This window comes from Rhodoplanes sp. (assembly GCF_013377085.1).
In the GTDB taxonomy this organism is placed as follows: Bacteria; Pseudomonadota; Alphaproteobacteria; order Rhizobiales; family Xanthobacteraceae; genus Rhodoplanes.
On record NZ_JACAAX010000001.1, the window covers coordinates 78,823 to 99,544 of the forward strand.

16 protein-coding genes are annotated in these 20,722 nt (G+C 69.1%); 13 read left to right on the forward strand and 3 right to left on the reverse strand.

The genetic code is table 11. The features are described 5' to 3' along the window. Nucleotides 1–289: 289 nt before the first annotated feature. Both HXX10_RS00290 and HXX10_RS00295 read left to right on the forward strand, forming a co-directional pair. Nucleotides 290–559 carry a GlsB/YeaQ/YmgE family stress response membrane protein gene (locus HXX10_RS00290; RefSeq protein WP_296519340.1) on the forward strand — a complete coding sequence of 90 codons (270 nt, stop codon included), beginning with the start codon at nt 290–292 and terminating at the stop codon, nt 557–559. A 401-nt stretch (nt 560–960) separates the two neighbouring features. Next, nucleotides 961–3,633, forward strand: coding sequence for an ATP-binding protein (locus HXX10_RS00295; RefSeq protein WP_296519341.1), 2,673 nt, complete (start codon nt 961–963; stop codon nt 3,631–3,633). A 62-nt stretch (nt 3,634–3,695) separates the two neighbouring features. Here HXX10_RS00295 and HXX10_RS00300 read toward each other — a convergent pair whose 3' ends face one another. Continuing rightward, on the reverse strand, nt 3,696–4,601 hold the full coding sequence (locus HXX10_RS00300) for a ferritin family protein (RefSeq protein WP_296519342.1): 906 nt from the start codon (nt 4,599–4,601) through the stop codon (nt 3,696–3,698). Nucleotides 4,602–5,085: 484 nt separating this feature from the next. Here HXX10_RS00300 and HXX10_RS00305 point away from each other — a divergent pair, with 484 nt between their 5' ends. The 8 genes from HXX10_RS00305 to HXX10_RS00340 all read left to right on the forward strand — a co-directional run bounded on the left by HXX10_RS00305 (nt 5,086) and on the right by HXX10_RS00340 (nt 14,816). Continuing rightward, nucleotides 5,086–7,362 carry a NosR/NirI family protein gene (locus HXX10_RS00305; RefSeq protein WP_296519679.1) on the forward strand — a complete coding sequence of 759 codons (2,277 nt, stop codon included), beginning with the start codon at nt 5,086–5,088 and terminating at the stop codon, nt 7,360–7,362. Between the two features lie 35 nt (nt 7,363–7,397). Next, nucleotides 7,398–9,341, forward strand: coding sequence for a TAT-dependent nitrous-oxide reductase (gene nosZ, locus HXX10_RS00310; RefSeq protein WP_296519343.1), 1,944 nt, complete (start codon nt 7,398–7,400; stop codon nt 9,339–9,341). A gap of 215 nt (nt 9,342–9,556) precedes the next feature. Then, a complete protein-coding gene (locus HXX10_RS00315) occupies nt 9,557–10,921 on the forward strand; it encodes a nitrous oxide reductase family maturation protein NosD (protein ID WP_296519344.1) in 1,365 nt (454 codons plus the stop codon). Further along, nucleotides 10,918–11,844: an ABC transporter ATP-binding protein gene (locus HXX10_RS00320; protein WP_296519345.1), complete on the forward strand. Its 927-nt coding sequence runs from the start codon at nt 10,918–10,920 to the stop codon at nt 11,842–11,844. The genes HXX10_RS00315 and HXX10_RS00320 overlap by 4 nt, the downstream gene beginning before the upstream one ends. After that, nucleotides 11,841–12,671: an ABC transporter permease subunit gene (locus tag HXX10_RS00325; RefSeq protein ID WP_296519346.1), complete on the forward strand. Its 831-nt coding sequence runs from the start codon at nt 11,841–11,843 to the stop codon at nt 12,669–12,671. Before HXX10_RS00320 ends, HXX10_RS00325 begins: the two co-directional genes overlap by 4 nt. 3 nt (nt 12,672–12,674) lie before the next feature. Then, entirely contained in the window at nt 12,675–13,229 is a 555-nt protein-coding gene (locus tag HXX10_RS00330) for a nitrous oxide reductase accessory protein NosL (RefSeq protein ID WP_296519347.1), read from the forward strand. Beyond that, nucleotides 13,219–14,184 (forward strand): FAD:protein FMN transferase, encoded by a 966-nt coding sequence (locus tag HXX10_RS00335; protein WP_296519348.1) that lies wholly within the window; start codon nt 13,219–13,221, stop codon nt 14,182–14,184. Before HXX10_RS00330 ends, HXX10_RS00335 begins: the two co-directional genes overlap by 11 nt. 245 nt (nt 14,185–14,429) lie before the next feature. After that, on the forward strand, nt 14,430–14,816 hold the full coding sequence (locus HXX10_RS00340; protein ID WP_296519349.1) for a hypothetical protein: 387 nt from the start codon (nt 14,430–14,432) through the stop codon (nt 14,814–14,816). Between the two features lie 114 nt (nt 14,817–14,930). On the opposite strand, the gene HXX10_RS00345 is transcribed toward HXX10_RS00340, so the two are convergent. After that, the gene (locus tag HXX10_RS00345) at nt 14,931–15,236 is read right to left on the reverse strand and encodes a hypothetical protein (RefSeq protein WP_296519350.1); all 306 of its coding nucleotides are present in this window, start codon (nt 15,234–15,236) and stop codon (nt 14,931–14,933) included. Between the two features lie 435 nt (nt 15,237–15,671). Here HXX10_RS00345 and HXX10_RS00350 point away from each other — a divergent pair, with 435 nt between their 5' ends. Together HXX10_RS00350 and HXX10_RS00355 are read left to right on the forward strand one after the other, a co-directional pair. Next, nucleotides 15,672–16,703, forward strand: coding sequence for an alcohol dehydrogenase catalytic domain-containing protein (locus HXX10_RS00350; protein WP_296519351.1), 1,032 nt, complete (start codon nt 15,672–15,674; stop codon nt 16,701–16,703). A gap of 189 nt (nt 16,704–16,892) precedes the next feature. Further along, a complete protein-coding gene (locus tag HXX10_RS00355; RefSeq protein WP_296519352.1) occupies nt 16,893–17,987 on the forward strand; it encodes a GTP-binding protein in 1,095 nt (364 codons plus the stop codon). A 72-nt stretch (nt 17,988–18,059) separates the two neighbouring features. On the opposite strand, the gene HXX10_RS00360 is transcribed toward HXX10_RS00355, so the two are convergent. Beyond that, a complete protein-coding gene (locus tag HXX10_RS00360; protein WP_296519353.1) occupies nt 18,060–19,490 on the reverse strand; it encodes an amidohydrolase family protein in 1,431 nt (476 codons plus the stop codon). Nucleotides 19,491–19,821: 331 nt separating this feature from the next. On the opposite strand from HXX10_RS00360, the gene HXX10_RS00365 reads away from it, so the two are divergent. Then, entirely contained in the window at nt 19,822–20,721 is a 900-nt protein-coding gene (locus HXX10_RS00365) for a dipicolinate synthase subunit DpsA (RefSeq protein WP_296519354.1), read from the forward strand. Nucleotide 20,722: the final 1 nt, after the last annotated feature.

Genomic DNA, 20,722 nt, shown 5'->3' on the forward strand with positions numbered 1-20,722 from the left:
GGGAGGTCTCCGGGTTTCCGCGTCGATCGGCCGCGTCGGCCGGAACAATGGACCGTCGAATTCGTTGTTACGATGGTTCGCGTCGGGTGTGCCGCGCGTTCCGGGTGTCCCCGTCTTTTTTTTGCTCGCGGGGCGCGCAACGTCTTTGCTGCCGCACTGTGCGGCTCGATCATTTTGAAACTCGGGGGATGTAATGACTTTATCGCTACCGTTTCTCGCCATTGTGCTGGTCGTCGGGGCCGGCGCCGGCTGGATTGCCGATCGGCTCGCGACCGGTAAAGGATTCGGGATGGCCGGAGATGCCGTCGTCGGCGTCATCGGCGCCTTCGCTGGCGTCTGGGCGGCCCGGCACTTCGGCGTCGCCGTGATGCCTGGCAACGCCGGCCTCGTCATCCACGCGGCGGCTGGCGCCATCGTTCTGCTGGCCCTCGTGCGGGTGTCGCAGGGCGGCCTGAGCCTCGGCTCCAAGGCCGCTGCGCCGGCCAAGAAGGCGGCTGTCCCCGTGGCGGAGGGGCCGCGCCCGGTTCGGCCGGTGCCGCGCAGCGGACGCACCGTCTGATCGGCTCGGGCGTGGCTCGCGCCGCGCCGGCTTCGGCCGCGAGAGCGCGTTCCGTCCCATGGACACGAACGCGCTCTCGTTGATTTGTCGTGTTTATCGTGCGTGGTCGCATGCTCTTGCGGCGGGCCGATCTCGCATCGCCGGGGCATCGTGCAGGCTTGTCCGGTAGAGCCGATCTGCCGGGGCGCGATCTGCTCGGCGGTCTTCGCCACCGGAGAAGATCATCCGAGCCGCTCGTGCTGATTTGTCATGTTTCGGCACGCTCCCTCTTCTCGCCTCTTCACTCCAACACAGTGCCGCTGCAGAACGTCCGCCAGGGTGGCAGACAGATTCTGAGTACTTCTACGGAAGTGTGAGAGCGTCTCCCCCATATAGTGGCGCGATCCGCATCGGGAGCCAGCATGACTATCGGACCGCAGCCGAGCGCAGCGTCGACGCCGGTGGCGCCGTCCGCCCGGCGTTCGACGCCGTTCATCACTGCCGTCGAGCCGGGACTGGCGCCGCACGGGCTGACGATCCGCCGACGCCTGACCTTGATCGTGCTCGCCGTCGCGCTGCCGATGCTGCTTCTGTCCGTCGCCATCGTCTGGCGGCTCGCCGTCCTCGAGCGCGACGCGCGGACGCAGGCCATCGTTTACTCCTCGCGCTCGATCATGAGCGCCGTCGAGGCGCAGCTTGGGAAGTACGTCGCGGTGGGGCAGGCGCTGGCGACGTCTCCGGCGCTTCAGGCCGCGGACATCGTCGCATTCAGAGGCGAGGCCGAGCGTGCGATCAGCGGCCTTCCGGGTGCCTGGGTGACGCTGGTCGATCCGGCCGGCCAGCAGGTGCTGAACACCCTGCTGTCGCCCGGTGCGTCGTTGCCGCGTGTTCCCCCGTCGGTGCTGGCGGAAGAGCGTCGCGCGTTCGAGACCAGGCAGGTCCAGTTCACCGACGTCGTCGTCGGTCCGGTCGCGGGCACGCCGGTGATCGGCGCCGGCGTGCCGGTGTTTCGCACCGGCGCGCCCGCCTACTATCTGCTGATCGGCGTTCAGGCGAATGCCATTCGGGATCTTCTCAACGACCGCCGCATGCCGGAGGGCTGGCTCGCGGGGGTGATCGATCGCAGCGGAAACTTCGTCGCGCGATCTCTCGACCACGAGCGCTGGGTCGGCAAGCCGGCGTCCGCCGGATGGCTCGCGGTCAGGCGGGTCGACGGCGTCGCCGAGTTCCTGTCGGTCGAGGATCGACCGATCGTCAGCGCCAACTCGGTGTCGCCGATGAGCGGCTGGGCGATCGGTCTCGCGACGGAAAAGAGCGTCTTCGAGGCGCCGATCCGGCAGACCATGATCGCCGCGACCGTCGCGAGCTTGGCCGTGACCGTGCTGAGCGTGCTGCTGGCGGCCTGGGCGGCCCGACGCATCACCGGCCCGATCGAGGCGCTGGTGCAGGTCGCCGGACGGCTTCAGCGGGGCGAGCCGGTGCGGTTCCAGCCGACCGGGGTGCCGGAGGTCGATCACGCCCTGCAGGCCTTCGACACGGCAGCGAAATCGCTGATTGCGCGGGAAGGCGCGCTTGCCGACAGCGAGCTGCGGATGCGGCTGGCCCAGGACGCTGCGCATGCCGGCTCCTGGGAATGGACGCTCGCCGACAACCGCAACTACTGGTCCGAGTCCTTGTGGGCCTTGTATGGGCTGACGATCGGCGCGTGCGAGCCCTCTTACGACAATTGGGTCGCCTCGATTCATGCCGACGACCGCGAGCGGGTGGCGGGCATCGTCGGCGCGGCCGCAGCGGCCGGCCAGGAGTTCGAGGTCCAGTGGCGGGTCAATCGTCCCGCGGGCGAGCCGGTCCGATGGCTTCTCGCGCGCAGCCGGCCGATCGTCGACGCGAACGGGCGCGTGGACCGGTATATCGGCATCGTCATCGACATCACCGAGCGCATGCGCACCGAGCAGGCGCTGCGCGAAAGCGATCGCCGCCTCGCCGTCATCATGGAGGCTCTGCCGGTCGGGGTCGGGCTCTTCGACGGTGACGGCCGCGCCATGGTCAGCAACGGGTATTTCAGGCGTTTCGTGCCGCACGTGATCGCGTCGCGCGACGAGGCCCGCCGCGCGCTGTGGGAGGGTTACGACGAGAAGGGCCGGCTGCTGAAGCCCGAGGACTACCCGGCTGCGCGCGCACTTCGTGGCGAGCCGGTATGGCCGGGCCTGGAGTTCTTCTTCCGCGGCGACGAGCACCAGGGGCCGCTGTGGACCCGCATCGCCGCGCTGCCGTTTCTCGACGAGAGCGGCGGTGTCGCCGGCGCCGTCCAGATGATCGTCGACATCGACGCGGAGAAGCGTGCGCAGGAGGAGCGGCGCACCCTCCAGGCCGAGCTGCTGCACGTGTCGCGTCTCTCGGAGATGGGCCAGATGGCGGCCGCGCTCGCACACGAGCTCAATCAGCCGCTCACCGCGGTCGCCGTCTATATCGGCGGCTGCCAGCGGATCGTCGCCGCCGACGACATCGACGACGAGCGACGGCAGAAGCTGCGGCAAATGATGCAGATGATCGGCGACCAGGCGCTGCGGGCCGGGGAGATCATCAAGCAGCTTCGCGATTTCGTCCGCAAGGGCGACGGCGAGCGGCGTGTCGTGAGCGCCGCGACCCTCATGCAGGAGGCCTCCACGCTGGCGCTGACGGCGGCGAAGCACAAGGGCGTCGAGGTCCGTTTCGACACCGACAAGCCGGGGACGATCCTGGTCAACCAGGTGCAGATCCAGCAGGTCGTCTTCAATCTGGTGCGCAACGCCATCGAGGCGATGGAGGACACCCCGCGCAAGGAGCTCGACATCCGGCTGTCGGCGAGCGGCGAGCGCATCGAGTTCAGCGTGGCCGACACGGGCACGGGCCTCGCGCCCGAGATCGCCGACCGGCTCTTCATGCCGTTCGCCTCGACCAAGAGCCAGGGCATGGGGATCGGCCTGTCGGTGTGCCGCAACATCGTCGAGGCTCATCAGGGGCGGATCTGGGCGGAGCCCAATCCGGGCGGCGGCACCGTGTTTCGGTTCTGGCTGCCGGTCGTCGGCGTCGACATGGCCGAGGACGCCGAGTAGGCCGTGCGGCCGATCCACGTGTGTCTCCGGTCCCGCCGGGCGCCTCGGCCAGGACGCGCTCCTCACGTCCCGGGTGCCTCGTCGTGCAGGGCGGCGAGGCGGGTGACCGCCATGGCGGCGAAGTCGTGCATGAGTGACACGACGGCGTCGTTCTGCGACTGCTCGGCTGCCGCCAGATAGGCGTCGACCAGCAACTCGGCCGCCGCGAGCAGGTCATCCGTCGATGCGGGCGCATCTCCTGATCGCGTCTCTGCTGAACACGTCTCGCCGGTGAGGCTCGCCACCGGTTCCGATCCGTGGTCGAGCGCGAGCGCGTCGAGTCGTGTCACAGCTTGGCGCGCCTGCTCCGCGAGTTCGGGCCTGCGCGCCCCGGCGATCTGTTCCGGAGCCGCGGCCAGGAGCGCCGCGATGGCGCGTTCGCGCTCGGCGAGATCGGCGAGAGTCAGATGGCGGGACGGCGCGCGGGTGCCGCGCTCGGCGTGCCAGGCGCTGCGGCGCTCGCGGCGCAGGATCGCCACGTGCTCCAGCTCCTCGAGCGCCATGTGCTCGGCGGCGCGCCGCACCTCGTCGTCGGCGGCCTCGGCGGCGACGTAGCTCCAGAACGTGAAGGCGCGCTCCTCCTGCCGCACGGCGGCGGCGAGCGCGCCGTAGGGCGTGATCAGGCGCGAGCGCGAGGCCTCGCCGGCGGGCACGTCGAACGTGTCGGGCGGCGACCATCGCAGGCGAGTCGGCTCCGGCACGGCGCCGTGCTGGCGCCGGCTCCAGTCGTCGACCTGTGCGACATGGCCGCGCTCGACCGCGGCGAGACGATCGAACACGTCGGCCAGCGCTGCTGATCCGCGCTGCCGCATGGCCACGGCCATCGCGTTGTAATAGGCGACCGCGTCCGTCTCCATCGCCTGCGCGATCGCGAACAGCTCGGTCATCGAGCGGACCGGGGCAGGTGGCGGAGCTTGCAGTCGGGACATGTACATCTCCTGATCCCGGCGCGGCGGCGCCGAGCCCCCGCGTATCTGGTCGTCAGAGTAACGACCCGCCACACGCTTCGCCACGGGGGACCGGAGCCGTTCGCGGACTTGTTTGCGCACGCGCAACGAAGCTGCCCTTCGGCGACGTCAAAGTCGGCGTAGCTGGCAGATGCGAGCAGCGGTCGACTCGGCGTGCAACGCCGGCAAACCGGAGCATGCGAGCGATTGCTCGTCACAAACAGGCGATCCGTCGGCCGGCGAGGTAACGAGATGCCGAATGCCGGATTGCTTGGGATTGTTACGTGTCGGCCCGTCGTTGACAGTGGATGGGGCCGGCGTTCAAGTGGGCTCCATTGCGCATCGCGGCGCATATCGTGGATCGATCGTGGCCGACAACGACGTCGGACCTGATTCACACCCCACCACATTCCGGCACCGACGGCGGGTTCGTATGTCGCGATCCGACAGCTACGGCTATCGATTCATGGTCTCACGCGTGAGCGGCTTTCTCGTCGTCGCGATCGCGTGGCTGTTGCTCGTCGCCGCGCCGGTTGCGGCGGCGGACTCGCGGCTGTCCGAATTCCTCGCCAAGGTGACGCCGCAGCAGTTCTTCAACGGCGCCGACCGGTTCGGGCCGTTGCAGGGCGAGCCGCCGCTGGCGCCCGTCTATGCGGGCGACCTGCTGCTCGGCATCGTCTATCTCAACGCCGACTTCGCCACCGCCACCGGATACTCCGGTAAGCCGATCGAGGTGCTGGTCGGGCTCGACCGCGACGCCGCGGTCACGGGCCTGGCGCTGGTCGAGCACAAGGAACCGATCGTCCTGGTCGGCGTGCCCGAGAAAAAGGTCGTCGAGGCGGTCAACAAGCTCATCGGCACCAGGATCGCGCCGATCGCGAGCGGACAGGCGAAGGCGCCGCAGCCCGACATCATCAGCGGGGCGACCGTGACGGTGCTGGTGATGGCCGACAGCGTGGTGCGCTCGGCCGTCAAGATCGTGCGCAGCGGCCGGCTCGCCGGCGCGGGCGGCGCGCCCGCCGCGGCGGCGCCCGGCGTCGTCGCGCCGGTGCTCCGCACCGTCGACCTCGCCCGGCAGGAGCAGCGCGACTGGGAGAGCCTCCTGGGCGACGGCTCGGTGCGCCGCCTGCATCTCACCATCGCCGACATCAACGAGGCCTTCGCCAAATCGGGCAACGCCGCCGCGATCGCCAATCCCGAGCCGGGCGATCCCGACGAGACCTTCGTCGAACTCTATGTGGCGCTCGCGAGCGTGCCGACCATCGGCGAGAGCCTGCTGGGCGAGGCAGGCTACGCGCAGCTCCTGCGGCGACTGAAGCCCGGCCAGCAGGCCCTGCTGATCGCCGGCGACGGCCTCTACTCGTACAAGGGCTCGGGTTATGTACGGGGTGGCCTGTTCGACCGCATCCAGCTCCTGCAGGACGGCAACGCGGCACGCTTCCGCGACCGCGACCACGAGCGCATCGGCTCGCTCGCGGCGGCCGACGCGCCGGATCTTCGCGAGATCGGCGTGTTCGTCGTGCCGGAGGAGACGGGCTTCGACCCCGTCGAGCCGTTCCAGCTTCAGCTCATGGTGCAGCGCGCGACCGGCGTGCGCGACAAGGCCTTTCTGAGCGTCGACCTCGGCTACACGCTGCCCGAGGCCTATGTGAAGCGCGAACCGCCGGCCACCACGGTCACGACGTCGGCATCCGGCTCGACATCGGCGTCCGCGCCGCCGGCCGCGGCCGCCGCCGGCGCGGGTTCGTTGGAAGAGCCGTTCTGGAAGCAGATGTGGCGGCGCGACACCGTGTCGATCGCTGTCACGATCGTGGCCCTGGTGGTGCTCACCGGCATCTTCTTCTTCCAGAACGCGCTGGTGGGCCGGCCGGTCGTCTATGTCTGGGTGCGCCGCGCGTATCTCCTGTTCACGCTGGTGTGGATCGGCTGGCACGCCAACGCCCAGCTCTCGGTCGTCAACATTCTCACATTCGCCAACGCGCTGATGACCGGCTTCTCGTGGGACCACTTCCTCACGGCGCCGCTGATCTTCCTGTTGTGGACGGCTGTCGCGGCGGCGCTGCTGTTCTGGGGCCGCGGACCGTTCTGCGGCTGGCTGTGCCCGTTCGGCGCCCTGCAGGAGCTGACCAACACCATCGCCAAGGCGCTGCGCATCCCGCAGTTCCCGGTGCCCTGGGGCCTGCACGAGCGGCTGTGGCCGGTGAAATACATCGTCTTTCTGGGGCTGTTCGGGCTGTCGCTCTACTCGGTCGGCTACGCCGAGCAGATGTCCGAGATCGAGCCGTTCAAGACCGCGATCGTGCTGAAATTCGTGCGCGACTGGCCGTTCGTGGTCTACGCCGTGGTGCTGCTGGTCGCCGGGCTGTTCGTCGAGCGCTTCTTCTGCCGCTACCTCTGCCCGCTCGGCGCGGCGCTGGCGATCCCCGGACGGCTGCGCACCTTCGAATGGCTGCGACGCTGGTCGGAATGCGGTTCGCCCTGCCAGCGCTGCGCCGTCGAATGCCCGGTCCAGGCGATCCATCCCGAGGGGCACATCAACGTCAACGAGTGCATCTACTGCATGCACTGCCAGGAACTCTATTTCGACGACCACCGCTGCCCGCACATGATCCAGGTGAGGCTGAAGCGCGAGCGGCGCGAAGCGTTGACCTCACCGTCCATGCGGGGCGGCAAGGGACCGACGCGCCCCGTCGTCACGGCGGGCGGCCGCCCCGCGGCGGCGCCCGCCACCGCCGACACCTGACCAGCAGACGCAAGACCGGAACCGGAGGAGACCCCATGAGCACCGACGACACCAGCAGAGACTTCAACCGACGCGACCTGATCAGGACCGGTGCGGTCGCGACCGTCGCGGGCGTGGCGGGTGCGGCGACCGGCGCCGGCATGACCGGGCTCGGCACCGCCGAGGCACAGACCCGTGCGCCGGCGCCTGCGCCGGCGGTTCAACGCGGGCCGGCCAAATACGAGGTGAAGCCTGGCGAGCTCGACGAGTACTACGTGTTCTTCTCGAGCGGCCAGACCGGCGAGATGCGCATCGTCGGCCTGCCGTCGATGCGCGAGCTGATGCGCGTGCCGGTCTTCAACCGCGACAGCGCCACCGGCTGGGGCCAGACCAACGAGAGCCTGAAAATCCTCACCGAGGGGCTGACGCCCGAGACCCGCGAGTTCCTCAAGACCCGCGGCGGCACCTATCTGAACGGCGACCTGCACCACCCGCACATGTCGTTCACCGAGGGCACTTATGACGGCCGCTACGTCTTCATGAACGACAAGGCCAACACCCGCGTCGCCCGGGTGCGCTGCGACATCATGAAATGCGACAAGATCATCCAGCTCCCCAACCAGCACACGGTGCACGGTCTGCGGGTGCAGAAATATCCGCGCACCGGTTACGTCTTCGCCAACGGCGAGGACGGCGTGCCGCTGCCCAACGACGGCAAGGTGCTGAACGACCCCAAGCAGTACTACTCGATCTTCTCGGCCATCGACGGCGACACCATGAAGGTCGCCTGGCAGGTGATGGTGGACGGCAATCTCGACAATGTGGACGCCGACTTCCAGGGCAAATACGCCTTCTCGACCTGCTACAATTCCGAGGGCGGCGTGACGCTCGCCGAGATGACGGCGAACGAGCAGGACTGGGTCGTCATCTTCAACCTCAAGCGCATCGAGGACGCGGTCAAGAAGGGCGACTTCAAGGAGATGGGCGGCGTGCCGGTGGTCGACGGCCGCAAGGGCTCGCCCTACACCCGCTACGTGCCGGTCTCCAACAGCCCGCACGGCATCAACACGGCGCCGGACGGCATTCACGTGGTCGCCAACGGCAAGCTGTCGCCGACCGTCACGGTGTTCGACGTGCGGCTGTTCGACGATCTGTTCGACGACAAGATCAAGCCGCGCGACGTGGTGGTGGCGGAGCCGGAGCTCGGGCTCGGCCCGCTGCACACCGCCTATGACGGCAAGGGCAATGCCTACACCACGTTGTTCCTCGACAGCCAGATCTGCAAGTGGAACATCGAGGCGGCGCGGCGCGCCTTCAAGGGCGAGAAGGTCAACCCGGTCATCCAGAAGCTCGACGTCCATTACCAGCCGGGCCACAACCACACCTCCATGGGCCAGACCAAGGAGGCGGACGGAAAGTGGCTCATCTCGCTCAACAAGTTCTCCAAGGACCGCTTCCTCAATGTCGGCCCGCTGAAGCCCGAGAACGACCAGCTCATCGACATCTCGGGCGACCGGATGGTGGTGGTGCACGACGGCCCGAGCTTCGCCGAGCCGCATGACGCGACCATCGTGCACCGCTCCAAGGTCAATCCGCTGCATGTGTGGAAGCGCGACGATCCGTTCTTCGAGGAGGCGCGCAAGCAGGCGGCGGCGGACGGCATCAAGCTCGAGCAGGACGCCAAGGTGATCCGCAACGGCAATGTGGTGCGGGTCTACATGACGTCGTCGGCGCCGGCCTTCGCGCTCGACTCGTTCGAGGTGAACCAGGGCGACGAGGTGACGGTCTACGTCACCAATGTCGACGACGTCGAGGATCTCACCCACGGCTTCGCCATCGTCAACTACGGCATCAACATGGAGGTGGCGCCGCAGGCGACCGCGTCGGTCTCGTTCACGGCGAGCCGACCGGGTGTCTACTGGTACTATTGCTCGTGGTTCTGTCACGCCATGCATATGGAGATGAAGGGCCGCATGCTGGTGCATCCGCGCAACGCATGATGGCTCGTCTCCACCATACGGTGCCGCTCTTGGTGCCGCCTCCTGTCCTCTCCCGTCGGGAGAGGTTCGGCGCGCTTTCGCGCAGCGGGGTGAGGGGATCCGACGTCGGGGTAGGGACCCCCCCACCCGCCGCGCCGTGCGCGTCGACCTCTCCCCGGCGGGGAGAGGTGAACGGGAGCGTGCCGCTTCTCCTGAGTGTCCTGGCGGTCGTTGTCATGACATCAGGCGCACAGGCCGCTACCATCGCAGTCGAGCCCGGCACGCCGCTGCAGGGCGTGCTGGACGCCGCCGCGCCGGGCGACGTGGTCGTGCTGAAGACGGGGCGCCATCGCGGCCCCGTGCGTCTCGCCGTGCCGCTGACGCTGCGCGGCGAGGACGGGGCAGTGCTCGATGGGGATCATGACGGCAGCGTCGTCACCGTGACGGCGGTCGATGCGGCGGTGGAGAGCCTGATCATCGTCGGCTCCGGCAGCAGTCTCGACACCATGGACTCGGGCGTCTTCCTGGCCCGCACGGCGGCGCGGGCGCGGGTCGCCGGCAACCGCATCGAGGGCAACCTGTTCGGCGTCTATGTGCATGGCGCGGAAGGTGCCGCGGTCGAGCGCAACGCCATCCTGGGCCGGCGCGGCGGGCGCACCAGCGAGGCCGGCAACGGCGTCTCGGTGTGGAACGCGCCGGGCGCCCGCATCGTCGGCAACGACATCCGCTTCGGGCGCGACGGCGTCTTCGTCATCAGCAGCCGCAACAATATCTTCGCCGACAACCGATTCCAGGACGTGCGCTTCGCCGTGCACTACATGTACACCAACGACAGCACGGTCGCGGGCAATGTCTCGGCCGGCAATCATGTCGGCTTCGCCGTGATGTATTCGAGCCGGCTGAAGATCACGGGCAATCGCTCGGAGCGCGACCGCGACCACGGGTTCCTGTTCAACTACGCCAACAACGCGACGGTCGCCGGCAATGTCGTCCTGGGCGGCCCGATCGCGGCCAGCACCGAGATCGCGGTCGACGACCAGCACGCAGCACTTCTCGATCGGGCGCGTGAAAACTCCGGGATGGTGCGGCGCGCCGGTCCGGAGAAATGCGTGTTCATCTACAACGCCAACGCCAACCGCTTCACCGGCAACCGCTTCGAGGGCTGCGAGATCGGCATCCATTTCACCGCCGGCTCGGAGAAGAACGAGATCGTCGGCAACGCCTTCGTGCGCAACCGCCACCAGGTCAAATATGTCGGCACCCGTTCGCTCGACTGGTCGAAGGACGGGCGCGGCAATTTCTGGAGCGACAATCCGGGCTTCGATCTCGACGGCGACGGCGTCGCCGACACGGCTTACCGGCCGAACGACATCATCGACAAGGTGCTGTGGACCGCGCCGGCCGCGAAAATCCTGGTGGCGAGCCCGGCCGTGCAGATGCTGCGCTGGGCGCAGGCGCAGTTCCCGGCGCTGTATCCGGGCGGCGTCGTCGACAGCCATCCGCTGATGGCGGCGCCGACGACGACAGCGACAACAAGAACGACAACGACGTCGGAGACGTCGGAGACGTCGGAGACGAAGGGTCGGAGGGCCAGGCCATGACAAGCGACACGAGCGCGCCCGTGCGAACCGTCGAGATCGCCAATGTCGCCAAGCGCTACGGCGCCGTCGAGGCGGTGCGCGACGTGTCGCTCGCCGTGCAGGCCGGCGAGTGTGTCGCCCTGGTCGGCCACAACGGCGCCGGCAAGACGACGCTGATGAAGCTGATGCTCGGCCTGATCCGGCCGAGTGCCGGCCGTATCCATGTGCTCGGCGCCGACCCGGCGGAGCGCGACGCCGAGGCGCGGCGCCGCATCGGCTTCCTGCCCGAGAACGTCGCCTTCAATCCGGCGCTGACCGGCCGCGAGATCCTGCGTTTCTATGCGCGGCTGAAGGGCGAGCCGAAGAGCGAGGTGGCGCGCCTCCTCGGCGTCGTCGGATTGTCGGATGCCGCCGACCGCCGCGTCGGCACCTGGTCGAAAGGCATGCGCCAGCGGCTCGGCATCGCCCAGGCGCTGCTGGCCCGACCCGCTCTGATGCTGCTCGACGAGCCGACGTCGGGCCTGGATCCGGCGCTGCGTGGAAACCTTTATGGCCTGATGCGTAATCTCGCCCGCGACGGGACGACCGTGCTGGTCTCGACCCATGCGCTGAGCGAGCTCGAAGGTGTCGCCGACCGGGTGGTCATCCTGGACCGCGGAAAGGTGCTGGCCAACGGCTCGCTCGGCGAACTGCGGCAGTTGGCGCGTTTGCCGATCCGCGTGCGCGTCAAGGTCGCAGAGCGCGCCGCGACGCCGGCCTGGCTGCGCGAGGAGGGGCTGCCGTTCAACGGCCATCACTACGACCTCGTCTGCAGCCCCGACGCCAAGATGGCGCTGCTGCGCCGCGCCGCCGCGAACGACGGGGCGATCGACGACATCGAGGTGGCGGCGCCGACGCTCGACGAGCTCTATGCCCATTTCCTCGAACGGGGGAGCGCGCGATGAGAAGCCTTCTCGCCATCGCCGGCAAGGAGCTGACCGAGGCGGTGCGCAACCGCTGGGTCGTCGCCGCGACGCTGCTGCTGGGGGCGCTCGCGCTCAGCCTCACGCTGCTCGGCTCGACGCCGACCGGCACGGTCGGGGTCAATGCGCTCGACGTGGTGATCGTCTCGCTGTCCAGCCTCGGCATCCTGCTCTTGCCGCTGATCGCGCTGCTGATCTCGCACGACGCGCTGGTCGGCGAGGTCGAGCGCGGCACCATGCTGCTGCTGCTCGCCTATCCGGTGACGCGCCGGCAGATCGTGCTCGGCAAGTTCCTGGGGCACATGGTCGTTCTGGCGATCGCGACTCTCGTCGGCTTCGGGGCGGCCGGCGTCGCGGTGGTCTTCACGGGCGCCGATGTCGACCGCCAGAGCTGGGAGGCTTTTGGGGCCATGATCGGTTCGTCGCTGCTGCTCGGCGGGGCGTTCGTGGCCATCGGCTACTGCACCAGCGCGCTCGCCCGCAGCCGCGCCGCCGCGGCGGCTGTGGCGATCTGCCTGTGGCTCCTGTTCGTCGTCGTCTACGACCTCGCTCTGCTCGGCGTCCTGGTGGCCGACCAGGGGGCCCACATCGGATCGGGCGTGCTGGAGACTGTGCTGCTGTTCAACCCGACCGACGCTTATCGGCTGCTCAATCTCACCGGCTTCGCCAATGTCAGCCTGTTCTCCGGCATGGCCGGCCTCGGCGGCACGGTGGCGCTCGGCAGCGGCGTGCTGCTCGCCGCACTCGTCGGCTGGATTCTCCTGCCGCTCGGCCTCGCCACGGCGCTGTTCGCCCGCAGGGAGCTTTGAAACATGCTGGTCCGCATTCTCGTCGCTGCGTTCGCCGCGCTGACGCTCGCCGCCTGCAACGAGCGCGCCGCCGCGCCGCTTCCGCCGCCGCAGGCCCTGAATGCCGAGGCCATCGGCCGCTATTGCGGCATGAACGTGCTGGAGCATCCGGGCCCGAAGGGGCAGATCGTGCTGGCGAGCCGTATCGACCCGGTGTGGTTCTCCTCGGCGCGCGACGCCGTCGCCTTCACGATGATGCCGGACGAGCCGCGCGACATCCGCGCCATCTACGTCTCCGACATGGGGCGGGCGGAGAGCTGGGACACGCCCGGCGCGGAGAACTGGGTCGAGGCCCGCAAGGCCGTGTTCGTGATCGAGAGCGACAAGCGCGGCGGCATGGGCACGCCCGAGGCGGTGCCGTTCGGCGAACGCGCGGCGGCCGAAACGTTCGCGGCCCGGCACGGCGGCCGCATCGTCGGCTTCAAGGACATTCCGCGCGACTACGTGCTCGGTTCGGCGGCCGAGGCGGAGGCCGCCCCGGCCATCGCGACCGACGGGAGCCACGCCCATGCGCGCTGATGTCCCGCGCGCGGGCGTGACCCGGCGCCGCTTCGTCGCCGTGACGGCGGCGGCGGCCGGCTTTGCGCTGCTGCCGGCCGGGCTGCGGCCGCGTGCCGACGAGGGGGCGTTGGTGACCTGGACCGGCGTCGCGCTCGGCGCCGTCGCGAGCCTGCGCATCCACCATCCCGACCGCGCCGAGGCCGAGCGGCTGGTCGCCGCGGCGGTCGCCGAGACCCGCCGGCTGGAGGCGATCTTCAGCCTCTGGCGCGACGATTCCGCGCTCGCCGTGCTGAACCGCAGCGGCGTTTTGGTCGCGCCGCCGCCCGAGCTCGTCACGCTGCTCGAGGCCTGCGGCCGCGTCAACCGCCTCACCGGCGGCGTGTTCGATCCGACCGTGCAGCCGCTGTGGGACTGTTATGTGGCGCATTTCTCGGCGCAGGGGCGCGACGCCGGACCGCCGCCGGCCGTCTCCATCGCGGCGGCGCTCGCCAAAGTCGGATTCGACAAGCTGCGGCTCGGCCGCGACCGCATCGCCTTCGCGCGGCGCGGCATGGCCGTGACCCTCAACGGCATCGCGCAGGGGTTCATCACCGACCGGGTGGTGGCGCTGCTGCGCGACGCCGGGCTCGCCCATGCGCTGGTCGACATGGGCGAGATCCGCGCGATCGGCGATCACCCGGCCCACCGGCCTTGGCATGTCGCTTTGGAGGGCGCGGCCACACAAGAGATCGACGTGGTCGACCGCGCGGTCGCCACCTCGGCGGCGGCCGGCTTCCGCTTCGACACCGGCGGGCGGTGCAACCACCTGTTCGATCCCCGCACCGGCGGCTGCGCCGACGCCTCCCGCCGCGTCACCGTGGTGGCGGACGACGCAACCACGGCCGATGCGCTGTCGTCCGCCTTCAGCCTGATGGACGAGGCCGCCATCGCACGGGTGCTCGGCGAGCGGCCGGACATCAAGCGGATCGCCTGAGCGGTCCGCTCGTAAAACGGCGCCGCCGTCCGTCTGCAGGCCTGCGCCAGAAACCCTATGACGAAACATCGCGGCGCCGCGCCGGCGTTGTTAACCGGGCATTGAGAAACCGTCGCCGATGCTCGGTAGGCGTTCAGCGCAGAGGGCAGGTCGGTCCGGCGCCGGACGGCATGTCGCCAGAAGGCGATCGTCCGGGCGATGTCCCGCGGGCGGGCCGTCGTTCGTGCAAGGACGGTGAGGCCCGCATGTCAGGCGAACGAATCGGCATGCAGAAGCGCTCGAGACGAACTGCGGCCAATCGGCCCCTCCAGGACCGCCGGGTGCTGTTTGTCTGCGCGGTGTTCGTCGCCATGGTCGCCGCCGCCGCTCTGGTCGAGCAGAGCTTCGACGGTCCGATCCGGACGCTGCTGTCGACCCCGTCGCCCGAGGCCGAGGTCAGCCATGTCGGCACGATCCGGTTGGCTCCGGACCGTCGCGGCCGCTGTCCGGAGTTCCGCTTCGACAACGACACCGGCGTGACGGTGCCGCTCGGCTCGTCCGATTGCGACCCCGTCGATCAGCAGCCGCCGCGCTGGGGCTCGGGCGGAACCGGGCGGATGGATTCGATCCGCGAAGGCTTCCGGCGCCGCTGAGCGAGGCGCGCGCCCGCGTCACCACGGACACGCACGACAACACTCACTTCCGGACGGCCTTGCGGCGCGAGACCATCCGGATCGAAAGAACGTGCGACCTGCCCGAATGCCTGGTCAGAACAGCCAGAGCAGAAGCAGGATGAAGACCACCAGGCCGATCAGGAAGTTCTTCTGCTTGATCGCGAACTTGACGAAGGCCGGCTTGATCTCCGTGAACAGCACCAGGAGGTCGGCCCACACATACTTGGCGTAAGCCTTGGTGGTCTCCATCGCGGTGTCGACGATGGTCTTCGGCGGCTCCGGCCGCCGGGGCGGCTCGGACGGGCGCGGCGCGATGACGGGATCGACGGGGGCGCCCACGGGCGTCTCGATCGGGCTGGTGGAGATCGTGGGCTTGTTCACGGGCGAGGAGTCAGACATGGTCGAACGCTCCTGATGCGACACCTGAAATGACGTGCGGCTCAGCCGCCGTCGATGGGCAATGCGGTTCGCGACGTGTGGGCGGCGGCGGGGCGAGGCGGTCGGCGCCATCATCCCGAACAAGCGACCGACGACCAGCCGATCGGTTCATCTTTTCTGGTCCAAATCCAAGTTGGTCCAATTCGAAGCCCAAATCGACAAATCCAAATCGTCGCCGTCGAAACCGCTTCTTTCGGAAATGTGCTCCGCGGGCGGCCGCGATCCTCGGATCACGACGCCAGCATATATTACCTTGGATGTCCGCGCGATTCGACGTTTTGCGTCAAGCGAGCCGGCGCGTCACCATGCCGTCGTCCACCGCCACCGAGTCGCAGGCGCTGGACCGCGGGCCCGGGCCGGCCGGCGCGGTGTGTGTGATTTGGAGTGTAACGTGCGATGAAAGCGATGGTTTTGCAGGCGGCCGGGGCGCCTTTCGTGATGGCGGAGCTGCCCGATCCGGTGCCGGGTCCGGGCGAGGCGGTCGCCCGGGTGCTGGCCTGCGGCTCCGGTCTCACCATCCAGCACGTCAAGGCGGGCCGGAAGGCGGTGACGTTTCCTCGGGTGATCGGTCACGAGATCACGGGCGAGATCGTCGCCGTCGGGGCAGGCGTCGAGGGATTGTCGGTCGGCGACGCCGTGACGGCCTATTACTACCTGAACTGCGGCCGCTGCGAGTATTGCCGCAACGAGCTCGAGCCGCTGTGCCGGCATGGCGGCGGCAATGTCGGGATCGACTGCGACGGCGGCTATGCCGAATACATCAAGCTGCCGGCCCACATCTTCATCACGCTCCCGCCCGAGCTCGACCACCGCGCCCATCCGGCCGAGATCGGCGTCGTCAGCGACGCGATAGCTACCCCCCACAAGGTGATCTCGCGCGCCCGGATCAGGCCGGGCGAGACCGTGGCGGTGTTCGGTGCCGGCGGCGGTCTCGGCATCCACCAGCTCATGATGGCCAAGCGGGCGGGGGCCCGGGTGATCGCGGTCGACACCGCCGCCTGGAAGTTCGACGCCTGCCGGAAAGCCGGCGCCGACGAGACCGTGGACCCGGGCGACGGCGATGTCGTCGCGGCGCTGCGCGACCTCACGGCCGGGCAGGGGGTCGACGTGGTCGTCGACTACGTCTCGGCGACCGCGACCTTGGAGGCCGGCGTGCGGGCGCTCGGACGGCGCGGCCGGCTGGTCACGCTGGGCGGCGCCGGGCAGACGTTCAGTGTCTCGGCGTTGGCACTTCTGGCCGGCGAGCAGGAGATTCTCGGCAGCCGCTACGTCACCCGCCGCGAGATTCGAGAGTGCCTCGACCTCGTCGCCCGCGGCGAGGTGTGGCCGCTGGTGTCAGAAATCCGCCCGCTCGCCGAGGCCGAGATCGTCCACGACAAGGTCGAGCGCGGCGAGGTCGTCGGCCGCGCCGCCGTGCTGGTCGGCTGAGCGGCGACACCGATTCCGTGGAGGCAAGCAGTTGATACGGGATGGCGATCAGCAATTCTCCGTCATTCCGGGGCGCCGCATAGCGGCGAGCCCGGAATCCATACACACGGACAGGGGTTATGGATTCCGGACAGCCGACCTTCGGTCGGCTTCCGGAATGACGGCGTTGGCTGTTCGCTCACGACCGACATGATCCCGGTCCAGATCCTCACCGGCTTTCTCGGCAGCGGCAAGACGACGCTGCTGGCGCGGCTGCTCGCCGATCCGGCGATGGGCGACACGGCCGTGCTGATCAACGAGCTCGGCGAGGTCGGCATCGATCATCTGCTGGTGCGGCGGCTGGAGGAAGACGTCGTGCTGCTCGAGTCCGGCTGCCTGTGCTGCACGGTCAGGAACGAGCTGGTCGAGACGCTGGCCGATCTCGCGGCACGCCGCGCGGCGGGCGACCTGCCGGCGTTCCGCCGCATCGTCATCGAGACCACCGGGCTCGCCGATCCGGCCCCGATCGTCCACACACTGATGACAGACGCGCGGCTCGTCCCGCACATGCGGCTCGCCGGGCTGACCACTACGGTCGACGCGACCCACGGCGAGGCGACGCTCGCGACGTGGCCGGAGGCCGTCAAGCAGGCCGCCATGGCGGACCGCCTGGTGATGACCAAGACGGACCTGACCGAGCCGTTCTTGCGCGAACGACTGTGGACGCGACTTGCTGCGCTCAATCCGGCGGCGCAGCGATTCGAGGCGTCGCGTGACGCCGGCCCGTCGCCGGCGGCCCTGTTCGAGGGCGAGATTTTCGGGCTCGATGCCCGCAACGCGGACGTGAACACGTGGTTGGCCGCCGAGGCGGCCGCGTCGCATGATCATCACGCGCATCGCCTCGACGCGCATCACGATGACGAGTCAGACGCGCATGCACCCGACCGCCACAGCGACCGGGTCGCCAGCTTCTGCCTGCGCGCCGACGCCCCGCTCGACTGGCCCACCCTGACGCAATGGCTCGAGCTGCTGCTCGCCGCGCGCGGCGAGCAGATCCTGCGGCTCAAGGGCGTGCTGAATGTGCGCGGTCGCACCCGGCCCGTGGTGGTGCATGGCGTTCAGCACGTGCTCTATCCGCCCGAGGAACTTTTGGCCTGGCCCGACGACGACCACGCCTCGCGGCTCGTCTTCATCACCCGGGATCTGACCAGGAGCGCGGTCGAGCGGTCGTTTGCGCGGGTGGTGGCAGGCGTAGGGCGCAATGAGCGCAGCGAATTGCGCCGAACCGACCGAATGAATTCTTGAGTGAGCCGACGTCGCGCCTTACTGGTGCAATTCGCTGTCGCTCATTGCACCCTACGAAGAACGCGATCCACCTCAATCATACGTGGTCGTCACCACGGGCGTCTGGCCCATCACCAGGCCGGCGCGGCGGACGACGTCGGCGGCGCGGCGGCGGGCCTCCACGTGCAGCGACTTCTCGTCGACCGTGGCGACGCGGCCGTTCTCGAAAAGGGCGCGGCCGTTCACCCAGGTCTGCGCGATCGACGCGGGGCTCGACGAGTAGACCACCGCCTGCAGCGGGTCGCCGTACGGCACCCATTCGAAATGGTCGAGGTCGAACAGCACGAAGTCGGCGCGCTTGCCTTTCTCGATCGAGCCGATCTCGGCGGCCCAGCCGAGCGCCTGCGCCCCCTCGATGGTCGCCATGCGAAGGGCCTTGCGGGCGCCGACCAGGGTCGAGTCCATCCGGCTGTCCTTGAACATGCCGGCCACCATGTAGAGCTGGCGCATCAGGTTCATGGTGCCGCCGGCCGAGACGCCGTCGGTGCCGAGCCCGACGTCCATGCCGGCGTCCATCATCTCGGGATACTTGCCGATGCGGGTCGCGCCCTTGGCGAGTTTTACGGCGGTGCCCGGGCAGAACGCGACCTTGGTGCCGGCGTCCGCCATCAGCCCGACCTCGTCGTCCTGCACGGCGACGCAATGGGCGATCACCAGGTTGGAGGCGAGCCCGCCATGCGCCGCGATGCGCGAGATCGGCCACAGGCCGTGCTTGCGCTCGCACACATGCGCTTCCTCGATGGAGGTCGCGAGATGATAGGTGGTGCCGACGCCGAGCTTTTCGGCGAGCGCGCGGGCCCCGACATGCAGCTCCAGGCTGCACGGCTCCTTGCCCTCGATGTTGCACCAGCAACGGACGCGGCCGCCGCCGGCACCGTCGAAATCCTTCACGGTGCGCTCCAGCGCCTTCAGGGCCGTCGCTGCATCCGGGAAGAAGTGATGGGCCATCATCTCCTCGGTCCAGCCCGGCGGGATCACGGCGGGCCGCACGTCGGCGGCGTGGCGGCCCGTGATGCCCCGCATGCCGATTTTGTCGATCGCCTCGACGACGCCGCGCACGTCGCTCTGCGCGCCCATGTCGAGAAAGCAGGTGGTGCCGCAGCGGAGCATCTCGGCCATGCCGAGGGTGGCGCCGACCACCTCGTCCTCGCCCGTCACGTTGGCATAGAACGGCTTTGCCCAGTGGAACACCCAGGCGCGGGTGGCGAGACAATCAGGAAAGACGGCGCGTGACAGCGTTTCGGAGAGGTGCACGTGCGAGTCGATGAAGCCCGGCGTCATGCCGAAGCGCGAGCCGTCGACGATGCGATCGAAGGTTTCGCGCCCGTAACGTGATGCGATCACGGCGGCCGGACCGACGTCGGAAAAGCGCTCGCCGTCGACCACCACCGAGGCGTTCGACAGCACCGTGTCGGTCTTGTCGACCGTGAGGACGAATTCGAGGTTTTCGATCAGGGTGCGCACGGAAAATCGTCCTTGCTCGGAACGGCCGGGGGTGCGGGAGGACGGCGCCGCGCCGGCGCCGTTTGGGTGCCATCGAGTCTATCCGGACGCAATCGGCGCGCCAATATGCGGGCAGTTGCCCCGGACTCCGCCGTCATGCGCGGGCGAAGACCCGCGCATCCATCCCTTCGAAACAACTTTTCCGAAACGATGGATGGCCGGGTCTCGGCGCTGCGCGCCGGCCCGGCCATGACGAGTGGGGACCTGCCTGCCGCAATCGACGCAAGGCCATTGCGGGCGGCGAAGCGGCGGACCAAACTGGCGGTCCCGTAGCGGACCGAAGGCAATCCCCGTGGCTATCATCGACTGGTCGAAGCTCGTCATCGCCATGCTGGGCGGCGACCGTCGCGAGCAGGAGATCGCTCGGCTCGCCGCCGCGACCGGCGCCGAGGTGCGGGTGCACGGCTTTCCCTGGCCCGAGTGCGGGATCAAGCGCGTGACGCGGCTCGACGACCCCGCCGCCGTGCTGAAGGGTGCCAAGTTCGCACTGTTCCCGATTCCCGGCATCGCGCCGAGCGGCGCGCTGTTCGCGCCGACCGCACCGAAGCCGATCATTCCCGATCGCGCCATGCTGGCCGGCATGCAGCCGCGCGCCCACATCATCCTCGGCTGGGCCGACGACAACCTGAAGAAGCATTGCGAGGCGCTGTCGATCGGCATCCACGAATACGAGTGGGACCGCGCCCTGATGCTGGAGCGCACGCCGGCCATCATCGAGGGGCTGCTGAAGATCGTCATCGAGAACACCGACGTGACCATCCACAATGCCGAGGCCTGCGTGATCGGGCAGGGCACCATCGGCACGGTGCTGGCGCGCTATCTCGTGGCGCTCGGGGCGAAGACGCATGTGGTGGCACGCAATCCCGAGCAGCGGGCGGCCGCCTTCGTGGCCGGCGCGACGGCGCACGGGCTCGAGGCGCTGCCCGATCTCGCACCGCGGCTCGATCTCTTGTTCTCGACGGTGCCGTCGCGGGTCGTCGGCGCCAATGTGCTCGGCGTGCTGCGGGAGAGCGCCCTGATCGTCGATCTTGCCGCGCCGCCCGGCGGCGTCGACTTCGAGACGGCGAAGCGATTCGGCCGCAGGGCGATCTGGGGGCGCGGGCTCGGCAGCCGGGCGCCCGTCACGGTCGGGGCCAGCCAGTGGCGCGGCATCAGGGCCCGCATCGAGCACGTTCTTCAGGACGAGCACTGAC